General features: G+C 64.7%; 14 protein-coding genes and 1 pseudogene. 4 read left to right on the top strand and 11 right to left on the bottom strand.

Going from position 1 to position 17,098, the window contains the following annotated elements:
• Positions 1-50 precede the first annotated feature (50 nt).
• Positions 51-1,004, bottom strand: a complete 954-nt coding sequence (locus BFD71_RS26800; protein ID WP_069267349.1) for an alpha-E domain-containing protein — start codon at positions 1,002-1,004, stop codon at positions 51-53.
• 40 nt (positions 1,005-1,044) lie between these two features.
• Positions 1,045-2,451, bottom strand: a complete 1,407-nt coding sequence (locus tag BFD71_RS26795) for a circularly permuted type 2 ATP-grasp protein (protein ID WP_069267481.1) — start codon at positions 2,449-2,451, stop codon at positions 1,045-1,047.
• Positions 2,452-2,742: 291 nt separating this feature from the next.
• Between BFD71_RS26795 and BFD71_RS26790 the strand changes: the two genes are divergently transcribed.
• A complete protein-coding gene (locus tag BFD71_RS26790) occupies positions 2,743-3,477 on the top strand; it encodes a DUF2459 domain-containing protein (protein ID WP_069267348.1) in 735 nt (244 codons plus the stop codon).
• 269 nt (positions 3,478-3,746) lie between these two features.
• Here the strand turns inward: BFD71_RS26790 and BFD71_RS26785 are convergent, their stop codons facing one another.
• The 3 genes from BFD71_RS26785 to BFD71_RS26775 form a co-directional block, all read right to left on the bottom strand.
• Positions 3,747-5,213 carry a glycosyltransferase family 2 protein gene (locus BFD71_RS26785; protein ID WP_069267347.1) on the bottom strand — a complete coding sequence of 489 codons (1,467 nt, stop codon included), beginning with the start codon at positions 5,211-5,213 and terminating at the stop codon, positions 3,747-3,749.
• Between the two features lie 20 nt (positions 5,214-5,233).
• Positions 5,234-5,851, bottom strand: a complete 618-nt coding sequence (locus BFD71_RS26780; protein WP_069267480.1) for a cytochrome b — start codon at positions 5,849-5,851, stop codon at positions 5,234-5,236.
• Positions 5,852-6,126: 275 nt separating this feature from the next.
• The gene (locus tag BFD71_RS26775) at positions 6,127-7,590 is read right to left on the bottom strand and encodes a catalase (RefSeq protein WP_069267346.1); all 1,464 of its coding nucleotides are present in this window, start codon (positions 7,588-7,590) and stop codon (positions 6,127-6,129) included.
• A 446-nt stretch (positions 7,591-8,036) separates the two neighbouring features.
• Between BFD71_RS26775 and phaP the strand changes: the two genes are divergently transcribed.
• Positions 8,037-8,600, top strand: a complete 564-nt coding sequence (gene phaP / locus BFD71_RS26770; RefSeq protein ID WP_069267345.1) for a TIGR01841 family phasin — start codon at positions 8,037-8,039, stop codon at positions 8,598-8,600.
• A 134-nt stretch (positions 8,601-8,734) separates the two neighbouring features.
• Here the strand turns inward: phaP and BFD71_RS26765 are convergent, their stop codons facing one another.
• From BFD71_RS26765 to BFD71_RS26750, 5 genes and pseudogenes are all read right to left on the bottom strand, one after another.
• Positions 8,735-9,793 (bottom strand): hypothetical protein, encoded by a 1,059-nt coding sequence (locus tag BFD71_RS26765; RefSeq protein WP_069267344.1) that lies wholly within the window; start codon positions 9,791-9,793, stop codon positions 8,735-8,737.
• A gap of 25 nt (positions 9,794-9,818) precedes the next feature.
• The gene (locus BFD71_RS26760) at positions 9,819-10,508 is read right to left on the bottom strand and encodes a FadR/GntR family transcriptional regulator (RefSeq protein ID WP_069267343.1); all 690 of its coding nucleotides are present in this window, start codon (positions 10,506-10,508) and stop codon (positions 9,819-9,821) included.
• 177 nt (positions 10,509-10,685) lie between these two features.
• Positions 10,686-10,796, bottom strand: a pseudogene (locus BFD71_RS42310) (aldose epimerase); the annotation flags it as partial.
• 49 nt (positions 10,797-10,845) lie between these two features.
• Positions 10,846-11,808, bottom strand: coding sequence for an SMP-30/gluconolactonase/LRE family protein (locus BFD71_RS26755; protein WP_370684319.1), 963 nt, complete (start codon positions 11,806-11,808; stop codon positions 10,846-10,848).
• On the bottom strand, positions 11,805-12,539 hold the full coding sequence (locus tag BFD71_RS26750) for a ribonuclease activity regulator RraA (RefSeq protein ID WP_069267342.1): 735 nt from the start codon (positions 12,537-12,539) through the stop codon (positions 11,805-11,807). Before BFD71_RS26750 ends, BFD71_RS26755 begins: the two co-directional genes overlap by 4 nt.
• A gap of 422 nt (positions 12,540-12,961) precedes the next feature.
• Here BFD71_RS26750 and BFD71_RS26745 point away from each other — a divergent pair, with 422 nt between their 5' ends.
• Both BFD71_RS26745 and BFD71_RS26740 read left to right on the top strand, forming a co-directional pair.
• Positions 12,962-14,269, top strand: coding sequence for an MFS transporter (locus tag BFD71_RS26745; protein WP_370684318.1), 1,308 nt, complete (start codon positions 12,962-12,964; stop codon positions 14,267-14,269).
• 69 nt (positions 14,270-14,338) lie between these two features.
• The gene (locus tag BFD71_RS26740) at positions 14,339-15,163 is read left to right on the top strand and encodes an NAD-dependent epimerase/dehydratase family protein (protein ID WP_069267341.1); all 825 of its coding nucleotides are present in this window, start codon (positions 14,339-14,341) and stop codon (positions 15,161-15,163) included.
• Here BFD71_RS26740 and BFD71_RS26735 read toward each other — a convergent pair.
• On the bottom strand, positions 15,129-16,748 hold the full coding sequence (locus tag BFD71_RS26735; RefSeq protein ID WP_083245501.1) for a methyl-accepting chemotaxis protein: 1,620 nt from the start codon (positions 16,746-16,748) through the stop codon (positions 15,129-15,131). The genes BFD71_RS26740 and BFD71_RS26735 overlap by 35 nt on opposite strands.
• Positions 16,749-17,098: the final 350 nt, after the last annotated feature.

Here is a 17,098-nt window from a genome sequence, read left to right as displayed (position 1 = left end):
CGTCAATCCTCCATCGAGGCGATTGGGAGTTCGATGAGCGCGGGATCGCGCTAACCGACCGGCAACATCAGATAGGTGCGCGCCACCTGATTGCCCAGCTCGTACACGCGCGCGAGAAACTGCGTAAGAAACGTATGCACGCCAAGGGAGAAGATCTGCCGCAGGTCCGCATAAAGCAGCTCGGCGCGCAGCTTGCCCGCAGTACGCTCCACTTCGCGAGAGCCATCGGTGCGCAGCATCGCGAGATTCGTGCAGACGCCATCCAGCGACGCCAGCAGCGAGCGCGGCATTTGCTGGTTGAGGATGAGCAGCTCCACCACGCGCGCGGGCGTCACCACGTCGCGGTAAACCTTGCGATAGATTTCGAGCGCGGAAACCGAGCCGAGAATCGAGGTCCAGTAGTAGAAGTCCTCGAGCTGACGCGCGGCCGAGCGCGAGTCGGCGTTTTCCACGTCGACGAAACGCACGTCGAGAATGCGGGCCGTGTTGTCCGCGCGCTCGAGGAATGTGCCGAGCTGCGTGAAGAAGAGCGCGTCGTCCTGCAGCGCCGTGCCAAGGCGCACGCCGCGCGACAGATGCGAGCGGAACTTCACCCACTCGAACAGCGCATCGGGACGCGCTTCCAGCTCACCGCCGCGCAACAGCTCGACGAATTGCAACCACGTGTCGTTGATTGTTTCCCACCATTCCGTGGTGAGCGTGCCGCGCACCGCGCGCGCGTTCTCGCGCGTCGCCTGCAGGCACGAGTAGATGCTCGACGGGTTCGTTGGGTCCGCGACGAGAAATTTGAGCACGTTGCTGCTGGTCGTTTCCTCGTGTCGCGCATCGAAGGCGGGCTCCAGTTCCGAGATCCGCAGCATCGCGCGATGCGTGCGCGCCTCGGCGTCCGCGCTGCCGGGCAGCAGGAGCGCCTTCAGATTGATGTCCAGCATGCGCGCGGTATTCTCCGCGCGCTCCATGTAGCGGGCCATCCAGAACAGATGATCGGCGGTGCGGCTCAGCATGGTCGAACCTCTTGGTGTGCGTGTGGTAGGGCCAGTGGAATCATTCGAGCACCCATGTGTCCTTGGTCCCGCCGCCCTGCGACGAGTTGACGACGAGCGAGCCCTCCTTGAGCGCCACGCGCGTGAGACCGCCGGCCGCCATCTGGATCGTCTTGCCGGAGAGCACGAAGGGCCGCAAATCGATATGGCGCGGCGCGATGCCCGCTTCGACGAAGGTTGGGCAAGCGGAGAGCGACAGCGTGGGCTGCGCGATGTAATTGCCAGGCCGCGCAAGCAGCCGGGTGCGAAACGCCTCGATTTCCTCGCGCGTGGCAGCGGGACCGACCAGCATGCCGTAGCCGCCGGCGCCGTGCACCTCTTTCACGACGAGATCCGGCAGATGTTCGAGCGTCCAGGCGAGATCGTCGGGCCGGCGGCATTGCCACGTCGGCACGTTCTTCAGGATCGGCTTTTCGCCGAGATAGAACTCGATCATGTCGGGCACATACGGATAGATCGACTTGTCGTCTGCCACGCCCGTGCCCATCGCATTGGCGAGTACGACGCGGCCCGCGCGGTAGGCCGTGAGCAGCCCCGGCACGCCGAGCGCGGAGTCGGGGCGAAACGCCAGGGGATCGAGAAAATCGTCGTCCACACGCCGGTAGATCACGTCTACGCGACGCGGCCCTTGCGTCGTGCGCATGAATACGTAGTTATCCTCTACGAATAGATCCTTGCCCTCCACCAGCTCGACGCCCATTTGCTGCGCGAGAAACGTATGCTCGAAATACGCGGAGTTGTACATGCCGGGCGTGAGCAGCACGACGGTCGGATCGTCCACGCCTTCGGGAGCCACCGAGCGCAGCGTATCGAGCAGAAGATCGGGATAATGCGCGACCGGCGCCACCTTGTGCTGAACGAACAACTCAGGAAAGAGCCGCATCATCATCTTGCGGTTCTCGAGCATGTACGAGACGCCGGAGGGCACGCGCAAATTGTCTTCGAGCACGTAGAACGCGCCGTCGCGCCCATCGCGCACGATGTCGATGCCCGCGATATGCGCATACACGCCCAGCGGCAGGTCGATGCCCTGCATCTCCGGCCGGTACTGCGCATTGGTGTAGACCTGCTCGGCCGGAATCACGCCGGCGCGCACGATGTTGCGCTCGTGATAGACGTCGTGCAGGAACAGATTTAGCGCCTGCACGCGCTGGCGCAGTCCGCGCTCGAGCAGAACCCATTCGTCTGCGGGAATGATGCGTGGAATGAGGTCGAAGGGAATGAGCCGTTCGGTGCCGGAGAGGTCGCCGTTCACCGCGAACGTGATGCCGACCCGCCTGAACAACAGGTCCGCCTCGGCGCGCTTGCGCGCCATCGTCTCGCCAGTCTGCCTCTCCAGCCACTGCTGGAAGCGTTCGTAGTGCGGGCGCACCGCGCCCTCGTCGCGCATTTCGTCATGGACTTGCATCGGTTCGTTCTCGCGCGTGAGTGCAACTCGGTCAGCGGGCGCCGCCGCGTTTCGTCTCATGAATGAGGCGAGACGATGCGTTGCGCGCTGCGGTACAGGAAAAAGCAAGGCGTATGCCATCGGCCCTGGAGCGCGTTTCATGCGCTCGATTGGTGCAACGCGGGGCGGTTCGGCGGCGTCGAAACGGGGCATGCCAATGCGGCGCCGATTTTGCGCTTCAAGGTGGTGCAATGCGCTCGCGCGGCACGCTATATGCAGACGCGGCACGCAACTGGAGGGCCTTGAGTTCCAATGACCGAAGCGACCTGCGTGAACGAGCGTCGTACGAAAATTGCTGCGTGGCAAGCGCTTTGCGCAATCGTGCCCGCGCTCGCACTCGGCGCATGTACGAACATGGCCGGTCCCTTGCCTGCCGCGCTCGAACCGGCGGCCGGCGACGGCCCAACGCGCACGTCTGTTGCCGTCGTGCAGCGCGACTGGCACACCGATATCTGCCTGCGGGTGCGCGACGCCGATGCCTGGGTCGACACACTCGCGCGCGGCTTCGACGACGCAACCGTCCTGTGTTTCGGCTTTGGAGAGAGACAGTTCGTGGTGGAACGCCGCCACGATCCGCTGACGATGATCGGCGCACTCATACCGAGCCAGGCTACCGTTCTGATGACAGTACTGCGCGCGGCCCCGGAGGCGGCCTTCGGCCCGCAGAACGTCGTGGAGGTGCCGGTGGGCGACGCCGGACTTGCCAGCGTTCAGCGCTATCTGCGCACTTCGCTGGAAACCGACGCGGATGGCGCGCCGCGCCGCCTCGCCGACGGACCCTATACGGGCAGCGTCTATTTCGCGGCGTCAGGGACTTACGATGCCTTGCATACCTGCAACACGTGGACCGCGCGAGCGTTGCGCTCGGCGGGTCTCGACGATGTACCGGACGTGCTGTTCGCGGGCAGCCTGATGCGCGAAGTGCGGCACGCGCTGGAGGCGAAAGCGCCGGACGGCGCAATGCACAACGCTGCCGCAGGTCAGTGAATCGATCAGCAAGGCGCAACACAAGCCGCACCCGGCGGGGGTGGCGGCGCCTCGGTGGCCGGCTGCTGCGGCACGACGACGGTACGCGGCGGTGGCGGGTTGGGATCGCTGCTGCTGAACGACAGGCAGCCTGAGAGTGCGAGCGGCAATAGTAAAGCGAGGACGCTGATTCGATGCATTTGATTCTCCCTGACCGGTTAAAGGCCGGAACCGCGCGCGTGGCGCGGCCCTTTTAACCTGGGAGCAAGTCGAATGCCACGGAAATCAGATCATTGAGACGTCGCGCTCTCGCGGTTGCGCGCCGCCGCCAGCCCGGTGCGGCTCTGCACGCCCCACTTGCGCCGCCCGAGCAGGAAATGCAGCCATCCGAGCGCCGCGCCTCCGTGGCGCATCAACTGGAACGAAAACGGCTCGAAGATGGCGGCAAGAAACGCCATGCCGAAACTCGAGTGCGTGCGGTCGCCGCTCCAGCGCCGGTAAAGATGTACGGAGTACAAATGAAACGCGAGGTCGATCGCGATCTTGCCGACGATTACGCCCAGCACCGGCAGCACGATCGTAAAGCGGCCGTCGAACAAAAAGGCGATCAACAACGCGAACGCCGTCAGTCCATAAATGGGCTGCACGGTGTCGAACGCCTTCACGGGCAGCATCACGAGGCCGAGCTTGCCGTACTTGCGGTTGCCCGTCATGTCGCGATACCAGTACTGCGTTTGCAGGAAGCCCGCGAACCAGCGGCGGCGCTGACGCAGGAAGGTCGTCAGCGTACCGGGCGCATCGGTACGCGCGCGGGCGGTGCCCAGCACACGCACATCCCAGCCCAGGCCCTTGCGCGCCGAATAACGGCGCAAGCGGTGAATCAGTTCGTAGTCCTCCACGAGACAATCCGCATCGAAGCCGCCCACGGCCATCACCGCATCGCGGCGAAAGCCCGCAAACGCGCCCGAGATGAGCAGCAGGCTGTCGGCGCGCATCCACGCGAAGCGCGAGATGAAATTGCGGATGTACTCGTAGGTCTGGAACCACTGGAAAAAACGGCCGCTCAACGTATGGTCGCAAACCGGCGTGAGCAGGCCCGCCGCCGCGACGAGGGCCGGCTCGCGGCCAAACGCGCTCGCCATCTCAGCGCATGCGTCGGGTTCGAGCAGCGTATCGGCGTCCACGGTCATGACCGTTTCCGTTGCGATCGCAAGCAAGGCCGCATTGAGCGCGCGCGCCTTGCCGCCGTGCGCGAGCTTCAGCCAGCGCAGATTCGGATACTGCGGCGAAGGCGCGCTCAGCTTGCCGACGCCTGGGTCGGCCAGGCCGTAGCGCTGCGCGAGCAAGGCAGCCGTGCCGTCGGTCGAGCCGTCGTCGGCAATTAAGATCTGCTGCGGCGCGCGGGTTTGCGCGAACAGCGCGTCGAGCGTGATCGGCAGCACGGCCGCTTCGTTGTGCGCGGCGACGATCACGCCGAGCGTCGGCAGCTTCGCCGCGCCTGCGTCCGCGGGTGCTGCCGCAGGCGCAAGCAGCACGCGCGCCTTCCAGGCGACGAACAGCAGCAACACCGTGTCGTAGACGACATAGGCAATGCCCGTGGACCACGCGACCACGCCTTGCAGGAAGAACGCGCGCGCGAACAGCACGAACCAGAGCGCCATGACACCGAGGTGGATGGCGATGCTCGCGAATGGCGTGGGAGGCGGCACGAGGCGCGGCGACGTGCGTGCGAGCGCATCTTCAAGCGTGTTTTTCAAGTCGTACCCTTACCTGTTGCTCACGGCATCATCCGGCGCAGCACCGAATGACGGTCGATCCATTGATGCTTGAGCGCGCCCGCAATATGCAGCGCGAGCACGCCATAAAGCGCATAGCTGCACGCCGTGTGCAGCGCACCGAACTGGCTGTGCAACTGTTCCTTCGTGGCCGCATCGAGATTCATGATGAAGCCGATGCGCGGCCATTGCACGAGGCCGAAGAGATACATCGGATGCGAGGCGGCGGCGACCCAGGCGGAGTCGTGCAGCCAGCCGGAAAGCGGCATCGCGAAGATCAGCACGTAGAGCGCAACGTGCGCGGCGTGGGCCGACGCGCGCTCCCAGCCCGGAAATTCGGCGGGCAGCGCCGGCGGCCGATGCGTAAGACGCCACAGCACGCGCAGGATGGCCAGTCCGAGCACGGTAATGCCGATCGATTTGTGCGTATCGATCACGAAGCGGATGGCGGTGTCCGAAAGCGCGCCGTCGGGCAGCAGCGCGGCAGTCAGGCCGAGGGCGACGTTCGTGAGGATCAGTAGCGCGATCAACCAGTGCAATAGCACGGCAACGCGCGTGTATTTCTGCGCGCCGGCGTCGGCACCGACAAACGGGGATTCGGCGGAAAGGGAAGTTTTCACGTGGACTTGGCCGTTGCGGATCAGTAGGGATAACGCCCGGCGCGGCATTTTTATTCCCGCCGCACGCGGTCCGCCGGCGGGATTGCGCGATGCTGCCACACGGCGACTCGCGCATTATGCCCCGTCGTCCCTGACGCTGCAGAATCCACCAGATGGCGGTTCTGCCAGTTTGGCGGCGGCCGGCCGCCATGCGGCGCCTCGCAAACGGCCGCGCACAAAAGAAAAACCGGAACGGGCCGTGCAACCCGTTCCGGCTCTCTCGTGGCTTCGACGGCTTACTTGCCGCTGCCCGCCTGCTGTTCGATCTGCGAGCCCACTTCGGCGTCGATCTTCTTCCAGTAGTCGAACACGCGCTCGCGCACGGGGCTGCCCACGCCGCTCAGGCTCGCCACCACCTGCTGGATCACCGCCTCGCGCTGCTTGTCGTTGTACACGTTGCGCACGAGAGCGTGCGCCTGGCCGAAATCGTCGTCTTCCGCATGCAGCGAGTAGGCGCTGCGCACCATGTCGCCGTCGGCTTCCCAGCCGTCGTCCGCCGCGCCCGTCGTATCCGCCCACGGACGGCCGAAGCTGTTCGGCACGTAAGTCGGCGCGTTGCCGCTATGTTCGTAGGCCATGTTGCCGTCGAACATATAGGTCTGCACCGGAACCTTCGGACGATTCACCGGCAACTGATTGAAGTTCGTGCCGATACGCGCGCGCTGCGCGTCGTTATAGGCGAACGCGCGGCCCAGCAGCATCTTGTCCGGCGAGAGGCCGATGCCCGGCACCGTGTTGCCCGGCGAGAACGCGGCCTGCTCGATCTGCGCGAAGAAGTTCTCCGGGTTGCGGTTGAGCGTCATCGTGCCGACCTTGATGAGCGGATAGTCCTTGTGCGACCACGTCTTCGTGAGATCGAACGGATTGAAGCGGTACTTCTTCGCCTCCGCGTACGGCATGACCTGCACGGAGAGCGTCCACGACGGAAACTCGCCGCGCTTGATCGCATCGAACAGATCGCGCCGGTGGAAGTCGGCGTCCTCGCCCGCCATCGCCGCGGCTTCGGCGTTGGTGAAGAACTGCATGCCCTGGTTCGTATGGAAGTGATACTTGACCCAGAACTTCTCGCCCTTCGCGTTCACCCACATATAGGTGTGCGAGCCGTAGCCGTTCATGTGGCGCCACGTTTTCGGCAGGCCGCGCTCGCCCATCAGATAGGCGACCTGGTGCGCGGACTCGGGATTGTTGGTCCAGAAGTCCCACTGCATCTGGCCATTGCGCAGGCCCGAGTCGGGTAGACGCTTCTGGCTGCGGATGAAGTGCGGAAACTTCATCGGGTCGCGCACGAAGAAAACCGGCGTGTTGTTGCCGACGAGGTCGTAGTTGCCCTCGGTCGTGTAGAACTTCAGCGAAAAGCCGCGCACGTCGCGCCAGGTGTCGGGGCTGCCCATTTCGCCCGCAACGGTCGAAAAGCGCGCCAGCATTTCCGTGGCCGCGCCCTTCTGGAACAGCGCGGCCTTCGTGTAGCGCGACACATCCTCGGTGGTCTTGAATTCGCCGAACGCGCCGGCGCCCTTCGCGTGCGGCTGGCGCTCGGGCACCTTCTCGCGGTTGAAATGCGCCATCTGCTCGAGGAAATGCACGTCGTGCAGCACGATCGGGCCGTCAGGACCGACCGTGAGCGAGTTACGGTCGCTGACAGCCGGCGCGCCCGTGCTCGTCGTGGAATGACCGGGAGACTTGTCGTTCGATGCACCCATTACCGCTCTCCTGATGGATTCGCGCATGGCGGCTGCGCGCACCGCGCCCGTTCGACTGCGAAAGCAGGTTCGAGCCGCAGTCGGGGCCGCCATTGCTAGATTGGGGGACCAACCCGGGTTGCGCGCCGGTGCCAGCCTTCGGCACCCCGCGCTCGCCCGAGGGAACGGCCATTTTGCGCGCAGACGCAAAGCGCTGCGCTCAAGCGGTTCACGCGCCGCGCCGCCCAGCTTAGGGGCCTCCCGCCATGTTGGAAATTTCCACCCAAAATCAGGCGTTTACATAATTGTTGCGACGCACAAAAAAGTTCTTGACACGTTTTATGGATGGGTTACCATGAACTCGATTGCTGCATCGCACAAAACTTTGTCTGCGCGAACCGGTGATCGAACCGAAAGTTTGTTTTCGTAACCGAAACCGACGCGTAGCGTCCCCAAAGGAAAGAGACATGAACCTGCCGACCCCCGAACAATTCGCCGCCAACCAGAAAGCCGGTCTCGAGGCCCTCTTCGGCCTGACGAGCAAGGCATTCGAAGGCGCGATCAAGCTCGCCGAACTCAACATCGAAACGGCCCGCTCGGCGTTCGCCGAAGGTCAGGAACAAGCTCAGCGCGCGCTCTCCGCCAAGGACCCGCAAGGCTTCTTCGCCGTGCAAGCCGGCTTCGCCCAGCCCGCCGCTGAAAAAGCGCTGGCCTATGGCCGCAGCGTCTACGGCATCGTTTCGACTACGCAAGCCGAATTCGCCACCGCCGCGCAGTCGCAGTACGAAACGCAGCAGCGCGCGCTCGAAACGCTCGTGGACAACGCCGTGAAGAACGCCCCGGCCGGCTCGGAAGCCGCTGTCGCCGCGATCAAGTCGGCGCTGAACGCCGCCAACAACGCGTACACGTCGGTGAACAAGGCTGCGAAGCAGGCTGTGGAATTCGCGGAAAGCAACTTCGACGCCGCCGGCAAGGCCGCGACGAAGGCCGTCGCGCAAGCTTCGGCGCGCGCCACCAAGCAGGCTGCCTAAGCGTTACGCTTCACTTTCCGCTGGCGGAGGCAACCGCTGCCGCCAGCCGGACTGAAGACGGGCGTGGATCTCGTGCAATGCGAGTTCCACGCCCGTCTGCCATTGGAGGGTCCGGCGCAACGCAGCGTGAGCCGTCAAGGCGCGCAGCCAGGCGTATCGAACATCGTCGCCAATGCGCAACTCGACGTGAGCATGCGTGCGCCGTCGTGTCCCACGCCGGGGACGATATGAAACGTCTGGTTCAGGCCATCCGGGTGGCGAGTTTGCAGGTAGCGGTAGAAGCCTTGCGCGCGGGCCACGCGCTGCGCGCCCTGCGCCCGTGCAGCACAACGCTTGTCGAGCGAGGCCGAGGCCGGGTCGTCGTCGTTACCGCCCGCCAGGTAGACGATGCGCCGCTTCACATAGTCCGCTTCGAGCTGTGCGGGCGTGCGCCCGGCGATGGATGCCGGCCGGTTCTCCATCCCGTATTTCCAGTGGTCAAAATCTGCGCAGCGCGAGGCGTCGAATGGCCCCGGCGCGCCGTTCGCGCCGGGGCGCTGCGCGTCGAAATACGCGTACGACGACGGACTCGCCACCACGAAACGCACGTCGATTCCCGCGGCGGCGAGCGCATCCGTATGCGAAGCGATCGCGTAGCGCTGCAGCACCTGGGCGCCGCCCGAATGCCCCGCGAACACGATCGTTTTCAGATTGGGAAACAGACGCCGGTCGGCGAGATGCCGCGCAATGTCGTCGAGCACGGCGTAGGAACTCACCGGCACGCCGCTCGCGGCGTCCGCGCCGCCCATCCACGCGTTGCCGCGCCAGCTCAGAAGGTCGCCCGGTGCGTGGTGCGCGCTCACGTCGGCGGTGGCGAGAAACTGTGGGGCGACGAGCAGCGTGGCCGCCGGATCGACGCCCGCCAGCTCGCGCGCATGCTGCGCGGTGCGAAAGTAGGTATCGGCGTTACGCAGCCGTCCGTGCACGATGACCACCGCGCGCTGGACGGCGGGCCGCGGCACGTTCCAGTCCGCGCTCACATAGAGCGGGAATTGTGCGTGGCCTTGCGGGGTATCGACGGTCATGCGCGCGTCGGCGATCACACTGACGGGTCGCACGGCGCGAGCCTGTGCGGGTGCCGGCGCAACGATCAGCGCGCTCGCCGCGATCGTCGCAGTCACAACAGCCAGCCGGCGCAGAACGTTTGAACCCATGAAGGCACACGCCGCGCAGGTGCGCTCAGGAGCCGAACATCCGGTTTACGGCGCGCTCGAGATGCGCGCGCATAGCGGTCGATGCGCGCTCGGGGTCGCGCGCCTGGATCGCTTCGAGCACTTCGAGGTGCTCCTGCTGCACGAGGCGCTGCCGCTCGATCGACTTCACGAGCGAGAGGTTGCGCGACAGGTTCATGCTGAACACCATCTGCTCCTGGATGCCCGAGAGCGCCGTGATGAAGAACTGGTTCTTCGAGGCGCGCGCCACGGCCATATGGAACGCGAAGTCGTCTTTCGCGCCGATGCCCGAAGTCTCGATGATGGTCTGCAGGTTGTCCCACTCGCGCTGGATCGCGGCGATGTCTTCATCTTCGGCCTTTTGCGCGGCGAGCGAGGCCGCCCCGGCTTCGACCACCACGCGGTATTCGTAGCAGCGGCGAATGTCCGACAGCGTTTCGAGCGGCGCGAAACGGCGCACGTCCGGGTCGGGACGCCGCATGACCGTCGTGCCCGAGCCGTGGCGCGTGGCGATGATGCCGTCTGCGCGCAGCTGGGCAAGCGCCTCGCGCACCGTGGGGCGCGAGGTCGCGAAGCGTTCCGCGAGCATGTGCTCGGTCGGCAGGCGCTCCCCTTCCTTGTATTCGCCCTCGATGATGCGATTGAGGATGTCGCTGTAAATCCGCGCCGGCATATTCGGCGCTTTCTGCTCAGACATGATCGGACGGTGCACTTTGGGTTGTCAGGAGTGTCGTCAATTGTAAGTCATATGGCACGCCGATAGCGTGCACCTGCCCCGGCCAGCCCCCATTTTGCGGGTGTTTGCGCGCTTTCCGTCCCGCTTTACCAATTTGCAGCCAATTTACGGGCGCTTACGCTTTTGCGCTGTCCCGCTTTATCGCAGCGCACTCGCGCGGATGCGCAGTTGCGCTTTCTGCGTTTCTCCCGGCTCCAGCCAGCGCAGGCCGAGGCCGGTGTGAATCGCATCGGGCAGGCCGAGCCACGGTCCTGAAACGGCGGCATATCGTCAACGCGTTAAGGGCATAGGGCAAAGGTCAGTCGGTCGCGCGCAGCGGACCCGCGAAAGCGGGCTCGGGCAGGCCACGCACACCGGCATCGATGGCGAACACGAGGCCGTCCAGCTCGCCGGTCTGCGGCGGGCAGATCGTCGTGACGTAAAGCATGTCGAGGTTGGCTCCGCCGAACGCGCACATCGAAGGCTTGGCCACCGGCACCGCCACGCTGCGCTCGAGCCGCCCTGCGGGCGTGAAGCGCAGCAAGCGGCCCGCGTCGTTCGCGCAGGTCCAGTAGCAGCCGTCGGCGTCCACGGCCGCGCCGTCGGGGCGCCCCGTGTAGTCGTGCAGATCGGTGAACACGCGGCGATTCGTGGGCACGCCATCGTCGATGTCGTAGTCGAAGGCCCAGATCAGGCGGCTCGACGCATGCGAATCGGAGAGATACATCGTGCGGCCGTCCGGCGACCAGGCGAGGCCGTTCTGCGTGCACAACCCCTCGACCACGGGCGCCGACAAGCCGTCTTGCGCCGTGTAGCGATAGAGCTTGCCCGCCGGGTCGGGCGCCGCCGCGTCCTGCACCATCGTGCCGGACCAGAAACGGCCCTGACGATCGCAGCGGCCGTCGTTGAACCGCATGCGCGCGGCCTCGTGCGCCACGCTCGCGAGCGGCCGCACACTTGCCTCGCCTGCCCGCGCGTTCGCGGCCGGTTCGTGCAGCGTCACGGCAAAAAGTCCCGTCTCCAACGCCGCCAGCACACCGCCATCGCGCGCGAACGCGAAGCAGCCGATGCGCTCCGGCAGCGTCCACTCCGTGCGGCGCGCCGTATCGACCGCATAGCGAACGAGCGTTTGAGCGGGAATATCGACCCAGTAAAGCGCGCTTTCCTCAGCACGCCACACGGGGCACTCGCCGACCGACGAGCGCCGCGCATCGTGTGCCTCGAGCGGCCTCACCGGGGGCGTCGACACCGCATCGAGCGTCACGTCGTGCTGCGCGCTCAACGCTGCTCCTTCTTCCAGGCGTCGTACGCAGCGAGTGTTGCCTCGTTCGGCGGATAGGTGCCCGGCAGCGCCGCGCCCGCCTCGATGCGCTCGGTGATGAAGCGCTCGAGCGTTTCCTGCTCCGTGGCGTCGCGCGCGACTTCCTCGGCCAGATGACGCGGAATCACGACCACGCCATCCGCATCGCCGACGATGATGTCGCCCGGAAACACGGCCACGCCGCCGCAGCCGATCGGCACGTTCAGGTCGACCGTGTGGTGCCTGCAGAGATTGAGCGGCGCCGAAGCACCCGCGCAGAACACCGGAATGCCGAGCGCCGCGATGGTCGCGCTGTCGCGCACCGGGCCGTCCGAGACCATGCCCGCCACGCCGCGCACCTTCATGCGCGTGGCGAGGATCGAGCCCATCGAGGCAGCGTCAGTCACGCCGCGGCAGTCCTGCACGAGCACCGCGCCCGCGGGCACGGTCTCGACGCCCTTACGCTGCGGATGCTCGGGGTTCTGGAACGCGCTCAACTGGTCGAGGTCCTCGCGCGCCGGGATATTGCGCATCGTGAAGGCCGGACCGACCAGGTTGGGAGCGCCCGGCGCCGGTGCGGCGAGCGGCTTTACGCCCTGCAGGAACACGTTGCGCAGGCCGCGTTTGAAAAGTTGCGTGGTGAGCGTGGCGTTGGAAACGTGGCGCAGTTGTTCGAGCGCGGCATCGCTCACGGGCATGGCGGGGGAAGTCATCGTGTCTCGTCCGTTGTCGTGTTTCGTGGTGCGCGTGGCGCGGGCGGTGGCTCGAAAAACTATCGAGCGGATGGGTCGCATTGTTGTAATACAACACGATAATTGTCAACCCGCCATTGCGCTGCGGGCCACCCCAGGATGTATGACGACCAGTCATCGGACTGGCGCGAAATACCCGTGAGATCGGCGTGCGCGGCTCCAGAAATGATGGTCAAAGTCAACAAATGGCCGGGCAGACGTCGCGCCGGTCGTCCGACCCCGACCCTGCATCAGGGAAATCCCCATCACATCAATATTTGCTTTACAACTTTGCCGCAAATAGAATGATGTCTTACATGAAGGGCCCGATGCGAACAGCAGCGCCCTTGATCCCGGCAAGGCACAGCTTGGTGCCAGAGCCCGCCAACAGCAGGAGACGCGCAGTGCAACGCAAGACAATCAAGGGGGTGCGGTGGTGGATCATCGGCCTCGTCATGATCGGCACCATCTTCAACTACCTCGCGCGTAGTTCGCTCGCGGTAGCCGCACCCACGCTGACTGAAACGCTTCACATGACCACGCAGCAGTACTCGTACGTGGTCACGGCCTTCCAGGCCTGCTATGCCCTCGCGCAACCGATCGCCGGTTTCGTGCTCGACTCCGTGGGCATCAAGATCGGCTTCGCGATCTTCGCGTTCGGCTGGGCCGTCGCCAACATGCTGCACGGCCTCGCCGGCAGCTGGCCCGCACTCGCGGCTTTCCGCGGCATGCTCGGCATGACCGAAGCCGCCATCTTCCCGGCCGGCATGAAGGCCATCAGCGCATGGTTCCCCGCGAAGGAGCGCTCGGTTGCGACCGGCTGGCTCAACACCGGCACCTCGATCGGCGCGATGCTCGCTCCGCCGCTCGTCGTGTGGTGCATTCTCAAGTTCAACTGGCAGTTCGCATTCGTGGTCACCGGCAGCGGCGCGCTGATCTGGGTGGCGCTGTGGCTCGTGTTCTTCAAGATGCCTGCGGAGCACCCGCGGCTCTCGCAGGAAGAGGCCGACTACATCCGCGCAGGCCAGACCGAAGCGCAGAAGTCGACCCGCGGCCGCCGCGCCTCGTTCAAGGAAGTGCTCAAGACGCGCCGCTTCTGGGGCATCGGCATTCCGCGCATGCTCGCGGAACCGGCATGGCAGACCTTCGGCGCGTGGATTCCGCTGTACATGGTCACCGTGCGTCACATGAACCTGAAGGAAATTGCGCTGTTCGCATGGATGCCGTTCCTCGCCGCCGACCTCGGCTGCCTCGTGGGCGGCTACCTCGCGCCGCTCTTCATCCGCTGGTTCGGCTGCTCGCTCATCACTTCGCGCAAGCTCGTCATCACGACCGGCGCGCTGCTGATGGTCGGTCCGGCCTGCGTGGGCCTCGTTGCGAGCCCCTACGCCGCGATCGCCCTCTTCTGTGTCGGCACCTTCGCACACCAGACGATTTCGGGCGCGCTGTTCACGCTGGCTTCGGACGTGTTCGGCCAGCACGAAGTCGCCACGGCCACGGGTCTCTCGGGCATGTTCGGCTACCTCGGCGCGACGGTGTTCTCGCTCATCGTCGGCGCAGTGGCCAGCACGATCGGTTATAACCCGTTGTTCGTGTGCCTGATGCTGTTCGACATCATCGGCGCCTGTGTGGCATGGCGACTGATCTCGAACGAGCAGAAGGACAACGCGGGCAGCCCTGCGCTCCAGCCCTCGCACAAAGTGCAGGCCTGATCGCCCTGTTCACCGGCCGGCGCCCGCGAGGGTGCCGGCTTTCGGCATTTCTACGTGAGGACAATCACAGTGAAGAAAGTTGCATTGACCGGTGCGGGCGGCCAGCTCGGCACCGTGTTGCGCAAGGGCCTGCTCGAACGCGGCGTGAACCTGCGTTCCGCGGCCGGCTCGAAGCCGCTCGAACCGCTCGTCGCGGGCGAAGACGTGATGCACGGCGATCTGCGCGACCCCGCCGTGGTCGACCGCCTGCTCGACGGCGTGGACGTGCTGATCCATATGGCCGGCACGAGCGTCGAGCGTCCCCTGCCCGAGATCATCGAGAACAACCTGCGCGGTCTCGTCGAAGTCTACGAGGGCATGCGCCGCCACGGCACGAAGCGCATGCTGTTCGCGAGCTCGAATCACGCGATCGGCATGTACCCCGTGGAAGAGAAGCTCACGCTCGACTGCGCGTTTCGCCCGGACGGCTTCTACGGTCTTTCCAAGGCATGGGGCGAATCGCTCGCGCGCCTGTACTGGGACAAGCATGGCATCGAAACCGTGAACGTGCGCATCGGCAGCTGCCTGCCGAGGCCCACCGAGTTCCGTCAATTGAGCACGTGGTTCGGCCACGAGGACCTGTTCCATCTCGTCGATCGTGTGATCAATGTGGATGAAATCGGCTTTGCCGTGGTGTGGGGCGTGTCGAACAACACGCGCAGCTACTGGATTCAGGAAGGCGCGCACGACGACGCGAAACGGCTTGGCTATGAGCCGAAGCAGAACTCGGAAGATTGGGCGGCTGAAATTCTGGCGCAGAAGAATCCGCTCGACGCGACGGCGCAGCGGTATCAGGGCGGCAGTTTCGCCAGCTTCGATTTCACGCCGGTGGAGCAGCGCGGCAAGCGGTCTTGATTCGCGGCTTTTCCGGTGTTTGCGTTTGGGCGCCCCTTGCGTCGGCAAGCCTGAACACCGCAACCGTACCCGTAAGACTCATTGCCTGCTCTTCGAGCGAATGCGCCGCTGCCGCGGCCTCTTCAACGAGCGCGGCGTTTTGCTGGGTCACGTCGTCCATCTGCATGACGGCCTGATTGACTTGCTCGATGCCGCGGCTCTGCTCTTCAGATGCCGCCGCAATTTCGCCCACGATGTCGGACACCTGCTTGATCGCCTGCTTGACCTCACCCATCGTCGCACCCACGTCGCCCGCCTGCTGTGCCCCGTCCCGAATCATCGCCACAGACGAACCGATCAGTTCCTTGATCTCCTTGGCAGCCGCCGCGGAGCGCTGTGCCAGGCTGCGAACCTCACTGGCGACCACCGCGAATCCCCGACCCTGTTCACCCGCCCGCGCTGCCTCCACTGCGGCATTGAGCGCGAGAATGTTGGTCTGAAACGCTATGCCCTCGATCACGCCGGTGATCTCCGAAATCTTCGTCGAACTGCCGCTGATCCGCTCGATCGTGCCGACCATACCCTGTACGGCTTCGTTGCCTGAATCGGCCATCTCGGTGGCTCGGGTTGCAAGCGCATTGGCTTGCCGGGCGTTCTCGGCGTTCTGCTTCACGGTTTCGGTCAACTCAGTCATGCTTGATGCTGTTTCTTCGAGCGACGCCGCCTGCTCTTCGGTGCGGGCCGACAGGTCCGTGTTGCCGGCGGCAATTTCCTGCGCTGCCACGGTGACCGACTCGGCGCCCGACTTGATGCCCCGCACGGTGTCGCTCAACTGCTGGTCCATTTTATTCAACGCTTCGAGCAGTTGGCCAAATTCGTCGCGTGTGCGCACCGTGATGCGGTTTTCGAGTTCGCCGACGGCGATCCGGTTCGCGATGCCCACCGCTTCGCCGAGCGGCTTCGTAACAGCCCGGGAAAGATAGACCATGGCTCCCGTGGCACCTACGAGACCGAGGCCAATCAGCGCAATGGATACCCAGCGAATCGTGCCAAAAGTGCCTTCGCTGTCGTCGACAGACTGCTTTGCCTGGCGCCGATTTTCGGCAACGTCGTCGTCGAGCGATTTGCTGGTCGCATTGGCCACTTCGCCATACTTGTCGACGAGTGTCGATACGGCGTCGTAGTTGCCAGCTTCCAGCGCCGAGACCTCCGCATCAATGCCTGCCTCGAACTGCGGCAACAAATTCTTGATGGTGTCGGCGAGTTCGCGCTCCTTGTCACTGGAGACGCGGTTTGGGTAGTAGTCGCTCCAGCCCTTGCTGAGGCGATCCTGAGCCGCGCGAATCCTGCCGATGCTGGCTTTCGTCTGTGCTACATCGTGAAGAGACTGGGCGCGACGAACCTGAAGGCGCATTTCGAGCAGTGCGGCTCGCGTGTCCTCGAGATCAAGAATCGGAAGCAGGTTCCCCTCATAGGAATCGCTTACATTCGAATTCAGCCGCGACAGCCCAAACTGACCAAAGGCACCCACTGCAGCGATGAGTACCAGACATACACTGAATGCAAGAACGATCTTGAATTTGATGCTTTGTGTGAAGCTGTGCATGCTGACTTCCTGATAGTTCGCGCGGCCGGCGCTCGCGTGCTTCGCCGTTGCGACTTGTTTCGTAGCCGGTGGTACCACCATGTTTACGGTGTTTCGCCGCAACGACTGAAACGGAACAGCTGTCAGGTTTTCCTGAATTTGCGGTAGGCAAATCGGGACTGCCCGCGTGGCGTCGCGCGAAACGCACCTGCGTGCTCGTGATGCATTCCCCGCAGAAGCCAGCACGCACCGATCTGGTGAATATCCCCGACATCGAGCCAAAACCGGCGCAGTCATTTCATCTGCCTGGAGGATCACGGGCTTGGCGCGCCGGCATTGGCGCGGTCCTTGCTTGGAGCATGGCACGCTCG

Source organism: Paraburkholderia nodosa, assembly GCF_001718195.1.
In the GTDB taxonomy this organism is placed as follows: domain Bacteria; phylum Pseudomonadota; class Gammaproteobacteria; order Burkholderiales; family Burkholderiaceae; genus Paraburkholderia; species Paraburkholderia nodosa_A.
This window is presented reverse-complemented; position numbering and strand designations above follow the sequence as displayed.